This window comes from Ideonella sp. WA131b (assembly GCA_023657425.1).
Lineage (GTDB): Bacteria > Pseudomonadota > Gammaproteobacteria > Burkholderiales > Burkholderiaceae_C > Rubrivivax.
In genome coordinates, this window is the sequence record JAGTJW010000001.1 from 1239677 (window position 1) to 1258695 (window position 19019).

Here is a 19019-nt window from a genome sequence, read left to right on the forward strand (position 1 = left end):
TTGACCCCGACACTCGCAGCTCTCACGTTTCGGCCCGGACTTAGCTTAAGAAGATGGCACGAAAATAGTACACGTCGCGTGGAATAGCGCCTGCAAGTTTCATAGTTTGTTCGTCGTTCAAGCTTCCAAAATTGAAACACACACTATCGTCGCAGTCTGTGGTTGGTTCTTCAATATATTTAAAGCCAAGCTCTGTCGCGATCTTGCGAACCACGTCTAATTTTGACTTCACCACTGTGATGCTTGCTGAGTTTCTTTTAGGGTATTTCTTGGACATGATCTATATCAGTGAGAACACCCAGGGAAGCGATCCGGGCCATTGAAAACTCCAGGAACAAAACCACCTTTTACAACTCCCAGGGGAACCGTTTTGTTACTCATAGATTGAATTATACCATTTCTGTAATGCAGGCGCTGTCGCAGACTGAGCTGTGCATCTCCTGTTTTTATTTCCCCAACAATGACCAAGTCTGTCCCTGGTCTTCTCGCCCAGTAATCTGCAACTGCCCAACCTTCGGCATCCGGAGACAAATATCTCATCTTTACATTCGTTGCCACAACGAAGCCTGCTCCCTGCAAGGCAAGCACCTTCTCTGCTTGCTTTAGGTTATGCCATGCCCGGTGGTCACATAGACTTGGCGCAAGTCCAAAAGGATCGGTGAAGCTAACAGGATCCCCCCCCACATACCCATAGTTATTCGTCTGCCCCGACGCCCACCCGATGGGATCCTCGCTGATGAACCTCGCGCACCCCGGCATGTAGTACCGCGCGCGATAGTAGTACAGCCCTCCTGCATTGCCCGGGTTGTCGTTCTCCCGCCCGGTGTACTGCTGGGTGTTGCCGTTGGTGGCGTCGGCCGTGGTGCGGCCGTAGGGCTCGTAGGTGTAGTCCACCACCTTGGTCTGGTTGGCGTCCAGCAGCCTGACGGTGTTGTTGTTGCCGTCAGCCAGGACGCTGTGTCGGCTGGCGCCTTCGATGCGCAGAAAGGTCTCGTCGATGCCGCCGGTCAAGAGCTGGGCCTTCACCGCGCTGTTGCTGCTGGCGCCCAGCAGTTCCTGCACGAAGGTGTCGCCGTCGTAGACGAAGCCGGTGGTCGCCCCGGCGACGGTCTTGGCGCTTCGCCTGCCCAGGCTGTCGTAGCTGAAACTCGCGAGGCTCGTGGCCCCGGCGCTCAGCCCGGTGAGCTGGTTGCGTTCGTTCCACTGGTAGCTGTGGGTGCCGTCGGCCAGGAGGTTGCCGTTGGGGTCGTAGCTGTAGGTCTTGCCGCCCCAGCGGGTCAGGCGGTTGTTGGCGCCATTGGGCACGATGGTCAAGGCGTTCGTGCTGTGTGTCTGGGCAACATGAGAGACCTGACCCCGAGGCCCAAAATTTGCCTTAAAGTGGCTCAGTTTTCAAACGCAATCAACAGCATCCCACAACTTACGACTGTGCCCGTTGATTGCCAAAAAATTCATGATTCCTTTTTACAGCATCTTCAAGCTGCACACGCAAACGCTTTGCAGCAATACGAAGATCAGCCCAGGCAGGATGGCTCATGGCCTGCTCATGTTCATGCGTCCGCTGCAATGCACCATCCGGCAGGTCTCTCAGCATTGGCAGCAATTCAGTAATCGCGGCCTTTTCAGCAGGAAGTAAATAGTCCTCGGGCCAATTTATCAATGCAGTCCCACCGTCAAGAACATCGTGCTGAATCTCCCATGCGACGTTGAAATTCCCCATGACTTCACATTGTTCCGCTGAATCTAACGACAACACATCAACAGCTTTCATAAAGTAGAAAAAAAAGTTATGGAACGACTCTTCTAGCGGCATACGCTCTTCGTTCATGGCTGAATTTTCTTGTTGTGATGCCATCAAGCAGGCCCAATTACCGGTGGAGGCGAATGCATGATGTCGCATAGTGGACATATCAACAAGTAAAAAGGTAGGCGCAATGGAATTCTTGGGTTCCCGGGATGTGCCTCTTCTGGGGTAATTGGCTTACCCTCCAAATTGTAGCGCTGCCAACCTTTTTGTCCGGGTTCCTGCGTTTTCCAATACGCTTCTTTCGCACCTTTAGGTCCGCCATTAGCTTCATCAGGCACGAACATACACATCTTACGAGGACCACCTGGATTTTTGGGGCCTTGGAATGTCCCAGGTGGTTGACCCGCCTGAGGTGTCCAAGATCCTCCAGGAATGCTTGCGGGGGGTGTTTGCCCTACATACGCCTGCAACCCCGTTGGATCGCTAAAGCTCAGCGGATTCCCTCCCACATACCCATAGTTATTCGTCTGCCCCGACGCCCACCCGATGGGATCCTCGCTGATGAACCTCGCGCACCCCGGCATGTAGTACCGCGCGCGATAGCAGTACAGCCCTCCTGCATTGCCCGGGTTGTCGTTCTCCCGCCCGGTGTACTGCTGGGTGTTGCCGTCAGCCAGGACGCTGTGTCGGCTGGTGCCTTCGATGCGCAGCAAGGTCTCGTCGATGCCGCCGGTCAAGAGCTGGGCCTTCACCGCGCTGTTGCTGCTGGCGCCCAGCAGTTCCTGCACGAAGGTGTCGCCGTCATTGATCGTCTCTGAGCCAGATCCAAGCACGCAGAAGCAGCGCGGTTGCGACGTCGGTCGCTCAGCCCGCATTCGGCGGGTCCGTAGAGAAGACGGCATGTAGAGAATGAGCGTCATTTGGAACGCTGCTCAGAAACGCGATGGCCCTGCGATCGCTTGTGGACCCAAATCGAAAGCGAACGCATGGCTGAACGTCCGTGTACGACTCTTCAGTCCACGGTAGCTTGTGATCATTGGCGATCTGCCGAACAAGCTCCGCATGCGACTGCTTCACAGAGATTGAGAACGGCAAAACTGTTGCCTTAGTGCTCTTCACCAAACACCTGCCCCTACCCAGGACAACCAGGGAAGCGATCAACACTGTGGGTGCCGTCGGGCAGCAGGTTGCCGTTGGGGTCGTAGCTGTAGGTCTTGCCGCACCAGCGGGTCACGAAGCAGTTCGGGAATCTCATTTCAGTTTCCACAGAAGGAACGAATCGCCTCTGGAACACCGAAGTGGGCTTCTGCTGCCAAGACAGGGGTTACGGCAACGCCGAGCGAGGCCTGCGCGCCCGCGCCAGCGTCTGCTCCCTGCGCCCGCTTCAGTCGGGCTTGATCTTCGCCCGCGCGATCACCGGCTGCCAGCGTTTCTGCTCGGCGGCGATGAAGGCCGCGTATTCCCTCGGCGTGCCGCCCACCGCGATGGCCGCGTCGTGCGCCAGGCGTTCCAGCGTGGCCGGTTCCTTCATCGCCTTGGCGGCGGCCTGGGCCAGCCGCTCGATCGCGGCGGCCGGCATCGAGGCCGGCACGTTCAGACCGTACCACTGCGACATCTCGAAACCCTTGTAGCCCTGCTCGGCCACCGTGGGCACGTCGGGCAGCTGCGCGATGCGCTGCGGCGTGCCGGTGGCGATGCAGCGCAGCTTGCCGGAGCGCACGAACTGCAGCACGGCCGCCGCGCCCACCGAGGCGGCCTCCAGACGGCCGGCGAGCAGATCGGTGAGCATCGGCCCCGTGCCCCGGTAGGGCACGTGGATGATGAAGGTGCCGCTTTCCTTCTTCAGGTACTCCATCGCCAGGTGGCCGGCGCTGCCGTTGCCCGCCGATCCGTAGTTCAGCCGGCCCGGCTGCTTTTTGGCCAGTGCCACGAACTCCGGCAGCGTCTTCGCCGGCAGGTCAGGGTGCACGAGGTAGAGGCTCGGCACCTTGGCCAGCAGCGACACGGGCTTGAAGTCGCGGTCGGCGTCGTAGGGCAGTTTGTCGAAGATGTAGGGGTTGACGGCCAATGTGCCGATGTGGCCCAGGATGACCGTGTGCTGGTCTTCCGCCCGGGCCACCTCCTGCATGGCCACGCTGCCGGCGCCGCCGGGCTTGTTGTCGACGAACACCGACTGGCCCAGCAGCTTGCCCATCTCGGCGGCGGCGGCACGGGCGATGATTTCCGAGCTGCCGCCCGGCGCGAAGGGCACGACCAGGCGGACGGACTTGGTCGGCCAAGCCTGGGCCCGCAGCGGGGTCAGGGCCAGGGTGGCGGCACCGGCGCTGCCAACCTGCAGCAGGCGACGGCGGGACAGGGCTCTCGGTTGCATCGTGTGTCTCCTAAAGGGGGCGTGGCGGGCTCTGGCGCGGACTCTCTGGTAGGGCTATTGTGCCGCCCACGCGCCCACGCGCCCACGCGCCCACGCGCCCAGGTTGCCCGCCCCTCAGGGCCCTTCGCCCTGTGGCCCCACGCGCGGCGGCGCCGCGGCGTCCGGCGACGAGCGCACCCAGTGGTCCACCAGCGCATCCAGCACCGCCCGGCCGCGTGCGGCGCCCTCGTCGTTGATCAGCATCGCCACCGCCCAGTCGCGGCCGTCGGCATCGCGCAGCACACCGGCCAGCCCGACCACGTTGCGCAGCGTGCCGGTCTTCAGGCGCGCCCAGCCGGCGGCGGGCGAGTCGCGCAGCCGCAGCCGCATGGTGCCGTCCACGCCCACCGTGGGCAGCGTGGCCAGCAGGTCGTGGCGGTGCGGGCCCCGCCAGGCGGCCTGCAGCAGCTCGGCCAGCAGCCGTGCGCTCACGCGCTCGCGGCGTGACAGGCCCGAGCCGTTGTCGGTGACGAGCGCGGCAGCGTCGATGCCCTGGCGCGCGAACCAGTCGCGCAGCACGCGGTCGGCGCGCTCGGCGGTGGGCAGGCTGCGCGGCGCCAGCGCCTCGGGGGCCAGCGCGCCGAGCTCGTGGAACAGCACGCGCGTCCAGGCGTTGTCGCTGGCCTTGTTCAGGTGGCGCAGCAGCTCGCCCCAGGGCCGGCCCTGGCGGCGCGCCAGCACGGTGGCGCCCGGCGGCGCGGCACCGGCGCGCACCCGGCCCTGCCACACGCCACCCAGGCCGCGCCACAGGGTGCGCAGCAGCCGTTCGGCCAGCTCGTCGCGGTCGAGCAGCTGCAGGCTCGGCCGCGCCGTGCAGCCGCGCGGAAACGCGCCGTGCAGCGCAACGGTGATGGTGCTGCCGTCGCGGGCCACGGTGGCGGGCTTCCAGTGGTCGTCCCAGTCGGCGCAGCGCGCGTCCACCAGCGTCATCGCGCGCGCATCGAGCACCAGGCCATCGAGCGCCGGCACGCTGCGCGCCACCACGCCATCGGCCGTGGCCTGCAGCTGCAGCGGCAGCAGGCTGCCGGCCAGGTTGAGCGCATCCGGGATCACGTTGTACGGGAACTCCGGGGCCTCGTCGAAGGGCGGCAGGCCGAGGTCGGCGCGCGGCGGGTCGTAGCGCGTGCGGTCCAGCAGCACGTCGCCGCGGATCTCGTGCACGCCGGCCTCGCGCAGCTCCATCAGCAGCGCCCAAAGCTGCGGCACGCCGAGCTCGACGTCGCCGCCGCCGCGCAGCACGAGATCGCCGTCGAGCACATCGCCCTGCGGCCCGGGCCGCCGCGGTGCGGCGCTCAGCAGCTCCGTGTGGCCGCGGTGGCTGGGCCCCAGCCGGTCGAGCGCGACGATGCTGGTGACGAGTTTCATCGTCGAGCCGGGCTGCAGCGATCGGGTGGCCTGGAAGCCGACTGCCCGGCCGCGGTGGCCCAGCGGCAGCGCGGCATAGGCCAGCGCGTCGGAGGGCAGGCTCGCCGCCTGCAGCGCCCGCTGCACGGGCTCGGGGGGCGTGGCGCGCGCGGCCCCGGCGGCCGCCAGCAGCGTGGCCAGCACAGCCGCCGGCCCGCGCAGGCGGCGCATCGGCAGGGTCATGGCGGCGATTGTGGGCCGCCGCCGCGACAATGCCGGGCGTGAGCGCGATCCTCTCCTCCGCCCCCTGCCACCTCGGCCTGGATGCCGGCGGCACCCAGACCCGCTGGGCGCTGGCCGACGCCGCCGGTCGCCTGCACGCCGAGGGCACGGCGCCGCCGCTGTCGGGGCTGATGCTGCTCGACGACGTCGGCCGCGCCGCGCTGCGCGCCGCGCTCGATGCGCTGGCGGCCGCGCTGCCGCCGGGCCTGGCACTGCGGCGGGCCTGGGCCGGCATCACCGGCGTCGATGCCACGCTGGCCCCGGCGCTGGCGCAGGCACTGGCCGCGGCGCTGCGGCTGGGTGCGGCGCAGGTGCACGTCGTCAGCGACATCGACCTGGCCTGCCGCGCCGCTTTCGCGCCGGGCGAGGGCGTGCTCGTCTACGCCGGCACCGGCTCGGTCGCCGCGCACCGGGCGGCCGATGGCCGCCTGCACCGGGCCGGCGGCCGGGGTGCCGTCATCGACGACGCCGGAGGCGGCCACTGGCTGGCGCGCGAGGCCCTGTGCCGCGTCTGGCGCCTCGAAGACGCCGCGCCCGGCCAGGGCCTGGCCACGCCGCTGGGGCGCGCACTGGCGCGCGCCGTCGGCGGCGCCGACTGGGCCGCCACGCGCAACTTCGTCTACGGCGCCAGCCGCGGCGAGCTGGGCACGCTGGCGCTGGCCGTGGCCGAGGCCGCCCGCGAGGGCGACGCCACCGCGCGCGCTCTGCTGGCGCAGGCCGGGGCCGAGCTGGCCCGCCTGGCACAGGCCCTGCACACGCGGTTGGGCGCAGCGTTGCCGGTGGCCCTGGCCGGGCGCGTGTGGGCGCTGCACCCGGCCATCGAGGCGGCCTTCCGTGCGGCGCTGCAGGCCAGCGCGCCGGGCGTGCCGGTGCGGCCCCTCTCCGAGCCGGCCCACGTGGCCGCCGCGCGGCTGGCCGCGGCGCAGGAGGCCGCCCCGTGAGGCCGGGCCTGCCGCTGAGCCGTGTCGCGCGCTGGATGGCGCTGTGGTGGGCCCTGGTGCTGGGCGCCTGCGCCACGCACCCGCCCGGCATGGGCCGCACCCCGGGCGGCGTGCCCGTGGTCACCACGCACACGGCCAAGGGGCAGGACAGCCGCGTGCTCTTCCTCATCCTCCACTACACCGTGGCCGACCTGCCGCAGAGCCTGCACATCCTGACCGAGCGCGAGGTCTCGGCGCACTATCTGCTCACCGACGAGACGCCGCCGCGCATCCACCGCCTGGTCGACGAGGAGCGCCGCGCCTGGCACTCGGGCCAGAGCGGCTGGAAGGGCCACCGGCTGCTCAACGCCAGCAGCATCGGCATCGAGATCGTGCACCCGGGCTACCGCAAGGGGCCGGACGGCGAGAAGGTGTTCGCGGCGTTCCCGCCGGTGCAGATCGAGGCCCTCGTGCCGTTGGTGCGCGACATCGTCACGCGCCACCGCATCCGGCCCGACCGCGTGCTCGGCCACGGCGAGGTGACGCCCTCGTACAAAGAGGATCCCGGCCCCACCTTCCCCTGGGCGCGGCTGGCGGCCGAAGGCCTGGTGCCGCCGCTGCCCGACGCCGCCCGCGTGGCCGCGCAGCGCGCCGTGTACGAGGCGGCGTTGCCCGGCGCGCTGTGGTTCCAGCAGCAGTTGCGGCAGTGGGGCTACGTGATCGAGGCCACCGGCCTGTGGGACGACCAGAGCCGCCGCGTGATGATGAACTTCCAGATGCGCTACCGCCCTGCCGACCACCGTGCTGAGATGGACGCCGAGAGCGCCGCCCTGCTGTGGGTGCTGAACAACCCCCCGGCGCCCGCAGCCGCGGCGCCCGCGGGGCGCCCGGCACCCCGGGTGCTGGGCGCCCCGGCCCCGCGATGAGTGCGCCGCCCTCGCGACGCGAGGCCCTGGGCCGGCTGGGGGCGCTGGGCACGCTGGCCACGCTGGGCCCGCTGGCGACCGGCGGTTGCGCGGGGCTCGACCGCCCGTCACCGCTGATCGAGGTCCCGGCACCGGCGCCGGCCCCGGCAGCGGCGCCGGAGCCTGCCGAGGAGGGGCCGCCCCCCAGCCCGCGCGAGCTGCGCGGGGCCTGGGTCGCCACCGTGGCCAACATCGACTGGCCCAGCCGCGCCGGCCTGAGCGGCGCGCAGCAGCGCCACGAGGCCCTGGCGCTGCTGGACCGCGCGCGTGCCCTGAACCTGAACCTGCTGGTGCTGCAGGTGCGGCCGGCCGGCGACGCCATCTACCCCTCGGCGCTCGAGCCCTGGACCGAGTTCCTCTCCGGCGAGCAGGGCCGCGCCCCCTGGCTGGCCGGCGAGCCGGCCTGGGACCCGCTGGCCTTCTGGCTCGAGCAGGCGCATGCGCGCGCCATCGAGCTGCACGTGTGGTTCAACACTTACCGCGCGCGCCACTCGGCCGCCCAGTCGCCGCCGGTGGCGCCGCACCTGGCCGTGCGCCAGCCGGCGCTGGTGCGGCGCTACGGCGAACAACTTTGGATGGACCCCGGCGAGCCCGCCGCGGCGGCGCACACCCTGGCCGTGGTGGCCGACGTGCTGCGCCGCTACGCCGTCGATGGCGTGCACATCGACGATTATTTCTATCCCTACCCGGTGCTGGCCAACCCGGCGGCCGGCCCCGGCAGCGCCGAGCTGCCCTTTCCCGACGACGACAGCCACGCCCGCCACCGCGCGGCCGGCGGCACGCTGGCGCGCGAGGACTGGCGGCGCGCCAACGTCGATGCGCTTGTGCGGCAGCTGCACGACACGGTGCATGCCGTGCGTCCCGGCACACGCTTCGGCATCAGCCCCTTCGGCATCGGCCGGCCCGAGCGGCGGCCCCCCGGCATCACCGGTTTCAGCCAGTACGACAAGCTGTTCGCCGACGTCGAGCGCTGGATCGCCGAGGGCTGGCTCGACTACCTGGTGCCACAGCTGTACTGGCCCATCGACCGCGTGGGCCAGCAGTTCCCGGTGCTGCTGGCGCACTGGCAGCGCGAGCTGGCGCAGCTGTCTCCGCCACCGCAGCGCCACCTGTGGCCGGGGCTGTTCACGAGCCAGGTGCGGCGCCGCGCCGACGACGCCCCGGGCCCGCGCGCCTGGCCGGCGGCCGAGCTGCTGGCGCAGGTGCAGCTCCTGCGGCAGCAAGGCGCGGCCGGGCACGTCCACTTCAGCCTGGTGGCGCTGATGCAGGACCGCGACGGCCTGGCCGCCGCGCTGCAGCGCGGCCCCTATGCCGAGCCCGCGTTGGTGCCGGCCACGCCCTGGCTCGACGCGCGGGTGCCGGCGGCGCCGACCCTGCAGCGCGAAGGCGCGGCGCTGCGCATCGAGCCCGCCGCCGGTGAGCCGCCCGTGGCCCGCTGGGCGCTGTGGCGCCGCGTGGCGGGCCGCTGGCGCTTTGCCGTGCTGCCCGGGACCGCGCGCACCGTCGCCCTGGAGGGCGCCGACCGCGTGGCCCTGGCCGCCGTCAGCCGCACGGGCGTCGAAGGACCGCGCCACCTGTTCACGCCCTGAGCAGCCCCAAGCCCCGATGACCCTGCCCCGCACCGAACAGCCGCACCCGGATCACCCGGGCCTGGACGGCTACGACACGGCCACTTTGCTGGCGGCCTTCGTCGACGACCAGGCGCTCGCTGCCGCGGCCGTGCGCGCCGCGCTGCCGGCGCTGCAGCGGGCGGTGGAGGCCGCCGTGCCACGGCTGCACCGCGGCGGCCGGCTCGTCACCGTGGGCGCCGGCACCAGCGGCCGGCTGGGCGTGCTCGACAGCGTCGAGCTCGGCCCCACCTTCGACTGGCCGCGGGAGCGCGCCCCGGCCCTGCTGGCCGGTGGCGAGGGCGCGATGTTCGTCGCCGTCGAAGGGGCCGAGGACAGCGCGCCGCGTGGCGCCGACGACGTGATGGCGCTGGCGCCCACCGCCGACGACGTGGTGATCGCGCTGGCGGCCTCGGGCAGCACGCCCTACGCGCTGGGCGCGGTGGACGCCGCGCGCGCGGCCGGCGCCTTCACCATCGGCATCGCCAACAACCCCGGCGCGCCGCTGCTGGCGGCGGCGCACATCGGCGTGCTGCTGGACACCGGCCCGGAGCTCATCAGCGGCAGCACGCGGCTGAAGGCGGGCACCGCGCAGAAGATCGCGCTCAACAGCTTCAGCAGCGCGTGCATGGTCCGGCTGCACAAGGTCTACGGCAACCTCATGGTGGACCTGCGCGCCACCAACGCCAAGCTCGTGCAGCGCGCGCTGCGCCTGACGGTGCGCGCCAGCGGTGCCGACGAGGCCGCCGCGCAAGCGGCGCTGCAGGCCGCGGGGCTGCGCGTGAAGACGGCCATCGTCATGCTCAGGGCCGGCGTCGACGCCGCCACCGCCGAGGCCCGCCTGGCCGCCGCCCTGGGCAGCGTGCAGCGCGCGCTGGACGGGCGCTGACGACAGAATCACATCCTCGACCTGGAGACTGCCATGAACGCACCGCTGCCCGACCACGTGCTGCCCCGCATCGAGCCTCGCCCCGTGCCGCCGGCCCTGCTGGCCGAGCTGAGGGCCCGCTTCGGCGAGCGCTGCAGCACCGCGCTGGCGGTGCGCGAGCAGCACGGCCGCGGCGAGAGCGTCTACGACGCCGCGCCGCCCGAGGCCGTGCTGTTCTGCGAGAGCAACGACGACGTGCAGTTCGCGGTGCGCCTGGCGCACGAGCACGCCGTGCCCGTCATCCCCTTCGGCGTGGGCAGCTCGCTCGAGGGCCACCTGCTGGCGGTGCAGGGCGGCCTCAGCCTGGATCTCTCGCGCATGACGAAGATCCTGGCGGTGCACGCCGAGGACCTGACCGTCACCGTGCAGGCCGGCGTCACGCGCGAGCAGCTCAACCGCGAGATCCGCGACACGGGCCTGTTCTTCCCCATCGACCCCGGCGCCAACGCCAGCCTGGGCGGCATGGCGGCCACGCGGGCCAGCGGCACCAACGCCGTGCGCTACGGCACCATGCGCGAGAACGTGCTGGGGCTGGCGGTGGTCACCGCCGCGGGTGATCTGGTGCACACCGGCACACGCGCCAAGAAGAGCAGCGCCGGCTATGACCTGACACGCCTGTTCGTGGGCAGCGAGGGCACCCTGGGCGTGATGACGGAGATCACGCTCAAGCTCTACCCGCTGCCCGAAGCGGTGAGCGCCGCAATCTGCCACTTCCCGAGCATCGACGCGGCGGTGCGCACGACGATCCAGGTCATCCAGATGGGCGTGCCCATCGCGCGCTGCGAGCTGCTGGACGCCCACGCCATCCGCGCCGTCAACCGCCACAGCAAGCTCAGCCTGGCCGAGCAGCCCATGCTGCTGATGGAGTTCCACGGCAGCGCGGCCGGCGTGCAGGAGCAGGCCGAGACGGTGCAGGCCATCGCGGCCGAGTTCGGTGGTGGCGGCTTCGAGTGGGCGACCACGCCCGAGGCGCGCAGCAAACTCTGGACGGCGCGCCACCAGGCCTACTTCGCGGCGCTGCAGATGCGCCCGGGCTGCCGCTGCCAGAGCAGCGACACCTGCGTGCCCATCTCGAAGCTGGCCGAGAGCATCAACGACAGCGTGGCCGAGGCCGAGGCCTCGGGCATTCCGTACTGGATCGTCGGCCACGTGGGCGACGGCAACTTCCACCTGAGCTATCTGATGGACCCCACCGACCCGGCCGAGGCCGAGGCCGTGGAGCGCCTGAACGTGCAGATGGTGGAGCGGGCCCTCCGGCTGGGCGGCACCTGCACCGGCGAGCACGGCATCGGCCTGCACAAGATGGGCTACCTCGTGCAGGAGGCGGGCGAGGGCGCTGTGGCGCTGATGCGCAGCGTGAAGCAGGCGCTGGACCCGCGCAACATCATGAACCCGGGCAAGGTGTTCCGGGCCTGAACGCGCTCAGGCCGACGGCGCCGGCACGCCGTAGCGCTGGGTGACCTCGCCCCGGGCGTTGACGCTCTCCAGCTGCACGCCGAAGCCCCAAAGCCGCGCCACGTGCTTCAGCACCTCGGCGGCGGTGTCGTGCAGCGGCCGGGCGTTGTGCTGGAAGTGCCGCAGCGTGAGGCTGCGGTCGCCGCGCAGGTTGACGTTCCAGACCTGGATGTCGGGCTCGCGTTGTCCCAGGTCGTACTGGCGGCTGAGCATCTCGCGCACGCGGCGGTAGCCCCGCTCGTCGTGGATGGCGGCCACCTCGAGGTCGGCCTCGCCTTCGTCGTCGCGGATGGCAAACAGGCGCATCTCGCGCATCAGCTTCGGGCTCAGGTACTGGCCGATGAAGCTCTCGTCCTTGTAGTTGCGCATGGCCTCATGCAGCGCAGGCAGCCAGGGCTTGCCGGCGAGGCCGGGGAACCAGGCGCGGTCCTCGTCCGTCGGCTGCTCGCAGATGCGCTGGATGTCGGTGTACATCGCGAATCCCAGAGCGTAGGGGTTGATGCCGCTGTACGCCGGGTGGCCCACCGGCGGCTGGAAGATGACGTTGGTGTGCGACTTCAGCCACTCGATCATCACGCCGTCGGTGAGAAACCCGTCGTCGTACATCGTGTTGAGCAGGCGGTGGTGCCAGAAGGTTGCCCAACCTTCATTCATGACCTGCGTCTGGCGCTGCGGGTAGAAGTACTGCGCCACCTTGCGCACGATGCGCACGATCTCGCGCTGCCAGGGCTCGAGCAGCGGCGCGTTCTTTTCGATGAAGTACAGCAGGTTCTCCTGCGGCTCTTCGGGGAAGCGCCGGCTCTCGCTGGCCGCGGCCTCTTTCTCGGCCTTGCGCGGCAGCGTGCGCCACAGGTCGTTGACTTGCCGCTGCGCGTGGGCCTCGCGGTCGGCACGCTCGGCCAGCTCCTGCGCCAGGCTCTTGCGCGTGGGGCGGCGGTAGCGGTCCACGCCGTGGTGGGCCAGGGCATGGCAGCTGTCGAGAAAGGCTTCGACGGTGTCCATGCCGTGCTTCTCTTCGCAGGCCGCGACATAGTTCCGCGCGTAGACGAGGTAGTCGATGATCGACGCCGCGTCCGTCCACATGCGGAACAGGTAGTTGCCCTTGAAGAAGCTGTTGTGGCCGTAGGCCGCGTGCGCGATGACGAGGGCCTGCATCGCCAGCGTGTTCTCCTCCATCAGGTAGCTGATGCAGGGGTTGCTGTTGATGACAATCTCGTAGGCCAGCCCCATGTGGCCACGCTTGTAGTTCTTCTCGGTGGCGATGAACTCCTTGCCGTAGCTCCAGTGGCGGTAGTTCACCGGCATGCCCACGCTGGCGTAGGCGTCCATCATCTGCTCGGCGGTGATGATCTCGAGCTGGTTCGGGTAGGTGTCCAGCCCGTAGCGTTCGGCCGTGGCCCTGATGATGCGGTGGTAGCGCTCGATGAGCTCGAAGCTCCAGTCGCTCGGCCCGGGCAGCGGTTCGCCGGGCCGCTCGGCCAGCGGCAGGGGATGCTCCAGGGCCAGCGGGCGGGGCTTCATGCGGCTTGGGCCCCTTCTTTCTTGAAGAGATCGCGGAACACGGGGTAGATCTGGTCGGCGCTGACGGCCTTCTTCATGGCAAAGTGCCGGTGCGTGCCCAGCAGCTGGGTGTATTCCTCCCAGAGGTTCTGCTCTTCCTCGGCCACCTGCACGTAGGCGAAGTGGCGCACCAGCGGCAGCAGCTTCTCGGCGAGCAGCTCGCGGCAGCGGCCGCTGTCATGGTGCCAGTTGTCGCCGTCGCTGGCCTGCGCGCCGTAGATGTTCCACTCGCTGGGCGGGTAGCGCGCACGGATGATCTCTTCCATCAGCACCAGCGCGCTGCTGACCACCGTGCCGCCGGTCTCGCGGGCGTGGAAGAAGTTCTCCTCGTCCACCTCAGAGGCCTGCGTGTGGTGGCGGATGAACACCAGCTCGATCTTCTCGTAGTGCCGCGTCAGGAACAGATACAGCAGGATGAAGAAGCGCTTGGACAGCTCCTTGCGCGCCTCGTCCATCGAGCCGGACACATCCATCAGGCAGAACATCACGGCCCTGCTGGTGGGCACGGGCACGCGCACGCGGCTGCGGTAGCGCAGGTCGATGGGGTCGAGGTAGGGGATGCGCTCGATGCGGCTGCGCAGCAGCTCGATGCGTTCCACGAGTGCCTTGATGAACGCCTCGGCCACGGCGTCACCGGGCTGCAAGTGGGCGCGGCACTCGGCGAGCTCGTCCTCCAGCTCCTTGAGCGTGCGGCGCGTGCCGGCACCCAGTGCGATGCGGCGGCCCAGGGCGCCGCGCATGCTGCGCACCACGTGCAGGTTGTTGGGCGTGCCGTCGCTGGAGTAGCCGGCGCGGTGCGACTTCCACTCCGGCACCTCGGCCAGCTGCGTGCGCACCAGGTGCGGCAAGGCCAGATCCTCGAAGAAGACCTGCATGAACTCGTCCTTGCTGAGCGCGAAAACGAAGTCGTCCTCGCCGTCGCCGGAGTCGCTGGCCTGGCCATTGCCACTGCCGCCACCGCCTGGGCCGCCCTGGGGCTTCTCGATGCGGTCGCCCTGCACGTACTCGCGGTTGCCCGGGTGCACCACCTCGCGGATGCCGCCGGGGCCGTGGCCGAAGACCGGCTCCGAGATGTCCTTCTTCGGGATGCGGATGTCCTCTCCGCGCTCGACGTCGCGGATGCCGCGGCCGTCGATCGCGCGCTTGACGGCTTCCTTGACCTGCTCCTTGTAGCGGCGCAGGAAGCGCTCGCGGTTGCCGACGGACTTGTTCTTGCCCGCCAGGCGTCGATCAATGATCTGCTGCATGCGCCCCCCGCCGTTCGCCCTGAGCCTGTCGAAGGGCCCGCCGCCGTTCGGGCTGAGCCTGTCGAAGGCCCCCCCGCCGTTCGCCCTGAGCCTGTCGAAGGCCCCCCCGCCGTTCGGGCTGAGCCTGTCGAAGGCCCCCCCGCCGTTCGGGCTGAGCCTGTCGAAGGCCCCCCCGCCGTTCGCCCTGAGCCTGTCGAAGGGCGTCGATAACCCACTGGGCTTCGACAAGCTCAGCCCGAGCGGTGCGCAGGGCTTCGACAGGCTCAGCCCGAGCGGTGTGTAAGGCACCGACAAGCTCAGCCCGAGCGGTGCGCAGGGCTTCGACAAGCTCAGCCCGAACGGTGCGCAGGGCTTCGACAAGCTCAGCCCGAGCGGTGAGTAGGGCTTCGACAAGCTCAGCCCGAGCGGTGCGCAGGGCTTCGACAAGCTCAGCCCGAACGGTGTGTAAGGCTTCGACAGGCTCAGCCCGAGCGGTGCGCAGGGCTTCGACAGGCTCAGCCCGAGCGGTGGCCTTCATCTCAGCTGCTCTTGCGCACGCGCAGGTACCACTCGCACAGCAGGCGCACCTGCTTCTGCGTGTAGCCCTTGGCCACCATGCGCGTCACGAAGTCCTCGTGCTTCTTGGCTTCGTCCGCACTCGCCTTGGCGTTGAAGCTGATCACCGGCAGCAGCTCCTCGGTGTTGCTGAACATCTTTTTCTCGATCACGGTGCGCAGCTTCTCGTAGCTCGTCCACACCGGGTTGTTGCCCTGGTGGTTGGCGCGGGCGCGCAGCACGAAGTTGACGATCTCGTTGCGGAAGTCCTTGGGGTTGGCGATGCCGGCGGGCTTCTCGATCTTCTCCAGCTCGGCGTTGAGCGACGCGCGGTCGAAGACCTCGCCGGTGTCGGTGTCGCGGTACTCGTGGTCCTGGATCCAGTAGTCGGCGTAGGTGACGTAACGGTCGAAGATGTTCTGCCCATACTCCGAGTAGCTCTCCAGGTACGCCGTCTGGATCTCCTTGCCGATGAACTCGGCGTAGCGTGGCGCCAGCATCTCCTTGATGAAGCCGACGTACCGGTCTTCCAGCTCCTTGGGGAACTGCTCGCGTTCGATCTGCTGCTCCAGCACGTACATCAGGTGCACGGGGTTGGCCGCGACCTCGGTGCTGTCGAAGTTGAAGACCTTACTCAGAATCTTGTAGGCGAAGCGCGTGCTGATGCCGCTCATGCCCTCGTCGACACCGGCGTAGTCGCGGTACTCCTGGTAGCTCTTGGCGCGCGGGTCGGTGTCCTTGAGGTTCTCGCCGTCGTAGACCAGCATCTTCGAGTACAGCGAGCTGTTCTCGGGCTCCTTCAGGCGCGTCAGGATGGCGAACTGGCTCATCATCTTCAGCGTGCCCGGCGCGCAGGTGGCCGCGCTCAGCGACGAGTTGCGCAGCAGTTTCTCGTAGATCCGGACCTCCTCGCTGACGCGCAGGCAGTAAGGCACCTTGACGATGTAGATGCGGTCGAGGAAGGCCTCGTTGTTCTTGTTGTTGCGGAAGGCCTTCCACTCGCTCTCGTTGCTGTGCGCCAGCACGATGCCGTCGAAGGGGATGGCGCCGAAGCCCTCGGTGCCCTTGAAGTTGCCCTCCTGCGTGGCCGTCAGCAGCGGGTGCAGCACCTTGATCGGCGCCTTGAACATCTCGACGAACTCCAGCAGCCCCTGGTTGGCCAGGCACAGGCCGCCGCTGTAGCTGTAGGCGTCCGGGTCGTCCTGGCTGTAGGCCTCGAGCTTGCGGATGTCGACCTTGCCCACCAGCGAGCTGATGTCCTGGTTGTTCTCGTCGCCGGGCTCGGTCTTGGCGATGCCCACCTGCTTGAGCACGCTCGGGAAGCGCCGCACCACCTTGAACTGCCGGATGTCGCCGCCGAATTCCTCGAGCCGCTTCACGGCCCAGGGGCTCAGGATGCGGTTGAGGTAGCGGCGCGGGATGCCGCACTCGCTTTCGAGGATGAGGCCGTCCTCCGCGGGGTCGAACAGGCCCAGCGGCGATTCGTTCACCGGGCTGCCCTTGATGGCGTAGAAGGGCACCTCCTGCATCAGCTGCTTCAGCCGCTCGGCGATGCTGCTCTTGCCGCCGCCTACCGGGCCCAGCAGGTAGAGGATCTGTTTCTTTTCCTCCAGCCCCTGTGCGGCGTGGCGGAAGTAGGACACGACCTGCTCGATCGAGTCCTCCATGCCGTAGAACTCGGCGAAGGCCGGGTAGATCTTGATCACCTTGTTGGCGAACAGGCGCGAGAGGCGCGGGTCGTTGCGCGTGTCCACGCTCTGCGGCTCGCCGATGGCCTTGAGCATGCGCTCGGCTGCGGTGGCGTAGGCCAGCGGGGTGCGCTTGCATTCGGCCAGGTAGTCCTCGAGGGACATCTCTTCTTCGCGCGTGCGCTCGAAGCGGGCGGCGAAGTGCTTGATCACGTCCATGGGCGGCCTCCGATCCCCACGCGGGCGGCTGCGGACGATTCCGCAACCCGACCCTGGCGTCTAGGGAAGTTCTGATGGAGTCCCGGCTTGACGGGCCCTGGCTCCATCAGAGCTTTCCGGAACTCCGGCGTGCCCACCGCGAAGGTGGCGCGCCGGCCCAATGCCCTGCCTTGAACGACAGCTTACCCACTTCGACAGCGCCCAAAGCGGGAACAAGGGTTTCCTGACCGGCCAATCCTGCGTCAGGTGCCCGGGCGCAACACCGATTTCGCACCGACGCAAGTGATGCAAGCCGCGTGCCGCCCATGAGGCGGTGGCATCATCGACGCCGCCGAGTGTGTGCTCAGGTCCCAAGACTCCACGGCCCGGAAGGCCGACATGCCGAAGAAGTCCGCTTGAACACCCCGCTGTTGCTGCTGGCCTTCTGCCAGGCGCTGTTCCTGACGAACAACGTCACCTTCATCGCCATCAACGGTCTCGTGGGCCTGCAGCTGGCGCCCTGGGGCTGGATGGCGACGCTGCCGGTCACGGGCTACGTGGTCGGCGCAGCGCTGTCGGCCCTGCCGGTGTCGCGGCTGCAGGCGCGGCTGGGCCGGCAGCGCAGCTTTCAGATCGGCCTGGTGGTGGCAGCCGGATCCGCCGGCTTGTGCGCGCTGGCCGTCAGCATCGGCAGCTTCTGGCTGCTGGTGGCCGCCACCGTGGTGGCCGGCTTCTACAGCGCCAACGGCGCGCTCTACCGCTTTGCCGGCACCGAGCTGGTGGCGCCGGCCTTCCGCGAGCGCGCGCTGTCGTGGGTGCTGGCCGGCGGCGTGCTGGGTGCCTTCCTCGGGCCGAACTTGGCCAGCGCCACGCGCGGCTGGTTCGCCACGCCCTTCGTCGGTGCCTACCTGGCGCTGGTGGGCGTGGCGATCGTCGGGCTGGTGGTGATGTCCTTCATCCGCTTTCCGGCTCTTGCGGTGCCGGTGGCGGGCGCACCGGCCGGGCGCACCATCGCCGAGCTCGCCCGCCAGCCGGCCTTCGTGGTGGCCGTGGCGGCAGCGGCGCTGGGTTACGGCGTCATGAACCTGCTCATGGCGGCCACGCCGATCGCCATGCAGCAGTGCCGGCACCCCTTCGAGAGCGCGGCGCTGGTGCTGGAGTGGCACGTGCTGGGCATGTTCGTGCCCAGCTTCTTCACCGGCAGCCTCATCAAGCGCTTCGGCGCCCTGCCGGTGATGGCCGTGGGCCTGCTGCTCAACATCGTGTGCGTGGCGGTGGCGCTGTCGGGCGTGGACCTGATGCAGTTCCTCATCGCGCTGGCCGCTCTGGGCGTGGGCTGGAACTTTCTCTACACCGGCGGCAGCACGCTGCTCACGCAGACCTACCGCCCCGAGGAGAAGACGCGGGCGCAAGGCTACATGGACACCTGCGTGTTCTGGACCATGGCGCTGAGCTCGGTCAGCTCGGGCGCGCTCATCACCACCCAGGGCTGGACGCTGCTGAACCTGGGCTCGCTCGTGCCGCTGGCGCTGCTGGGCCTGGCGCTGGGGTGGCTGGCGGCGAGCCAGCGGCGGGCGGCAGCGGCGGCCTCCTAGACTCTGCACCCCCGGCGCCGCCGGTGTTGACGGCGCGGCGTCGAAGCGGGTGAGCCCCTCGACGCGCCCCCTGACCATGCCGATCAAGAAATCCGACCGCTACGCCAAGCTCTGGGCCAGCTGCGACGAACTGCGCGGCGGCATGGACGCCAGCCGGTACATGGACTACGTGCTGGTGATGCTGTTCATCAAGTACGTCAGCGACAAGTACGCCGGCCAGCCCTTTGCCCCCATCCAGATCCCGCCCGGCGCCAGCTTCGCCGACATGGTGGCGCTCAAGGGCCGCAGCGACATCGGCGACCAGATCAACAAGACCATCATCCGCCCGCTCGAAGAGGCCACCATGACCACATTGGGCTACGCCTTGAACGCACCGCAGGTCGTGCGGCAGAAGGCCAGCCGGGGGCAGGGCGATGCGGTGGTTCACATCAGCAGCGCGGCACTTGGCAGTGTGTCGCTGTCAAGTGCCTGATTTCAAAGGGGTCTGGCGACCGTCTTTCCAGATCCTGCGCCCATCGTCTGCAGATCTCCGCGTCCCC

The 19019-nt window shown here is 68.9% G+C and carries 16 protein-coding genes and 1 pseudogene; 8 read left to right on the forward strand and 9 right to left on the reverse strand.

Annotated features, from left to right (window positions below; translation table 11 throughout):
* Positions 1-40: 40 nt before the first annotated feature.
* The 6 genes from KA711_05730 to dacB all read right to left on the reverse strand — a co-directional run bounded on the left by KA711_05730 (position 41) and on the right by dacB (position 5744).
* The gene (locus KA711_05730) at positions 41-277 is read right to left on the reverse strand and encodes a hypothetical protein (GenBank protein MCM0608486.1); all 237 of its coding nucleotides are present in this window, start codon (positions 275-277) and stop codon (positions 41-43) included.
* 8 nt (positions 278-285) lie between these two features.
* Positions 286-1314: an RHS repeat-associated core domain-containing protein gene (locus tag KA711_05735; GenBank protein MCM0608487.1), complete on the reverse strand. Its 1029-nt coding sequence runs from the start codon at positions 1312-1314 to the stop codon at positions 286-288.
* Positions 1315-1420: 106 nt separating this feature from the next.
* Entirely contained in the window at positions 1421-1828 is a 408-nt protein-coding gene (locus KA711_05740; GenBank protein MCM0608488.1) for a hypothetical protein, read from the reverse strand.
* A 26-nt stretch (positions 1829-1854) separates the two neighbouring features.
* Positions 1855-2667, reverse strand: coding sequence for an RHS repeat-associated core domain-containing protein (locus KA711_05745; GenBank protein ID MCM0608489.1), 813 nt, complete (start codon positions 2665-2667; stop codon positions 1855-1857).
* 464 nt (positions 2668-3131) lie between these two features.
* Positions 3132-4118 carry a tripartite tricarboxylate transporter substrate binding protein gene (locus KA711_05750; protein ID MCM0608490.1) on the reverse strand — a complete coding sequence of 329 codons (987 nt, stop codon included), beginning with the start codon at positions 4116-4118 and terminating at the stop codon, positions 3132-3134.
* A 114-nt stretch (positions 4119-4232) separates the two neighbouring features.
* Positions 4233-5744 carry a D-alanyl-D-alanine carboxypeptidase/D-alanyl-D-alanine-endopeptidase gene (gene dacB, locus KA711_05755; GenBank protein MCM0608491.1) on the reverse strand — a complete coding sequence of 504 codons (1512 nt, stop codon included), beginning with the start codon at positions 5742-5744 and terminating at the stop codon, positions 4233-4235.
* Positions 5745-5773: 29 nt separating this feature from the next.
* Between dacB and KA711_05760 the strand changes: the two genes are divergently transcribed.
* The 5 genes from KA711_05760 to KA711_05780 are packed head-to-tail and all read left to right on the forward strand — an operon-like array spanning position 5774 to position 11619.
* Positions 5774-6724 (forward strand): ATPase, encoded by a 951-nt coding sequence (locus KA711_05760; GenBank protein MCM0608492.1) that lies wholly within the window; start codon positions 5774-5776, stop codon positions 6722-6724.
* 35 nt (positions 6725-6759) lie between these two features.
* Positions 6760-7629, forward strand: a complete 870-nt coding sequence (locus KA711_05765; GenBank protein MCM0608493.1) for an N-acetylmuramoyl-L-alanine amidase — start codon at positions 6760-6762, stop codon at positions 7627-7629.
* Positions 7626-9257 (forward strand): family 10 glycosylhydrolase, encoded by a 1632-nt coding sequence (locus KA711_05770; GenBank protein MCM0608494.1) that lies wholly within the window; start codon positions 7626-7628, stop codon positions 9255-9257. Before KA711_05765 ends, KA711_05770 begins: the two co-directional genes overlap by 4 nt.
* Positions 9258-9273: 16 nt before the next feature.
* A complete protein-coding gene (locus tag KA711_05775; GenBank protein MCM0608495.1) occupies positions 9274-10164 on the forward strand; it encodes an N-acetylmuramic acid 6-phosphate etherase in 891 nt (296 codons plus the stop codon).
* A 33-nt stretch (positions 10165-10197) separates the two neighbouring features.
* The gene (locus KA711_05780; GenBank protein MCM0608496.1) at positions 10198-11619 is read left to right on the forward strand and encodes an FAD-binding protein; all 1422 of its coding nucleotides are present in this window, start codon (positions 10198-10200) and stop codon (positions 11617-11619) included.
* Between the two features lie 6 nt (positions 11620-11625).
* Here KA711_05780 and KA711_05785 read toward each other — a convergent pair whose 3' ends face one another.
* Complete coding sequence (locus KA711_05785) at positions 11626-13179, reverse strand: SpoVR family protein (GenBank protein MCM0608497.1); 1554 nt, start codon at positions 13177-13179, stop codon at positions 11626-11628.
* A complete protein-coding gene (locus KA711_05790; GenBank protein ID MCM0608498.1) occupies positions 13176-14465 on the reverse strand; it encodes a YeaH/YhbH family protein in 1290 nt (429 codons plus the stop codon). The genes KA711_05785 and KA711_05790 overlap by 4 nt, the downstream gene beginning before the upstream one ends.
* Here KA711_05790 and KA711_05795 point away from each other — a divergent pair.
* On the forward strand, positions 14464-14748 hold the full coding sequence (locus tag KA711_05795) for a hypothetical protein (GenBank protein MCM0608499.1): 285 nt from the start codon (positions 14464-14466) through the stop codon (positions 14746-14748). The two genes, KA711_05790 and KA711_05795, sit on opposite strands and share 2 nt — an antisense overlap.
* 235 nt (positions 14749-14983) lie before the next feature.
* On the opposite strand, the gene KA711_05800 is transcribed toward KA711_05795, so the two are convergent.
* On the reverse strand, positions 14984-16906 hold the full coding sequence (locus tag KA711_05800; GenBank protein MCM0608500.1) for a PrkA family serine protein kinase: 1923 nt from the start codon (positions 16904-16906) through the stop codon (positions 14984-14986).
* Positions 16907-17301: 395 nt separating this feature from the next.
* Here KA711_05800 and KA711_05805 point away from each other — a divergent pair, with 395 nt between their 5' ends.
* Together KA711_05805 and KA711_05810 are read left to right on the forward strand one after the other, a co-directional pair.
* Positions 17302-18480, forward strand: coding sequence for an MFS transporter (locus KA711_05805; GenBank protein ID MCM0608501.1), 1179 nt, complete (start codon positions 17302-17304; stop codon positions 18478-18480).
* 76 nt (positions 18481-18556) lie between these two features.
* Positions 18557-18811 (forward strand): annotated as a pseudogene (locus KA711_05810) (SAM-dependent DNA methyltransferase).
* Positions 18812-19019 lie beyond the last annotated feature (208 nt).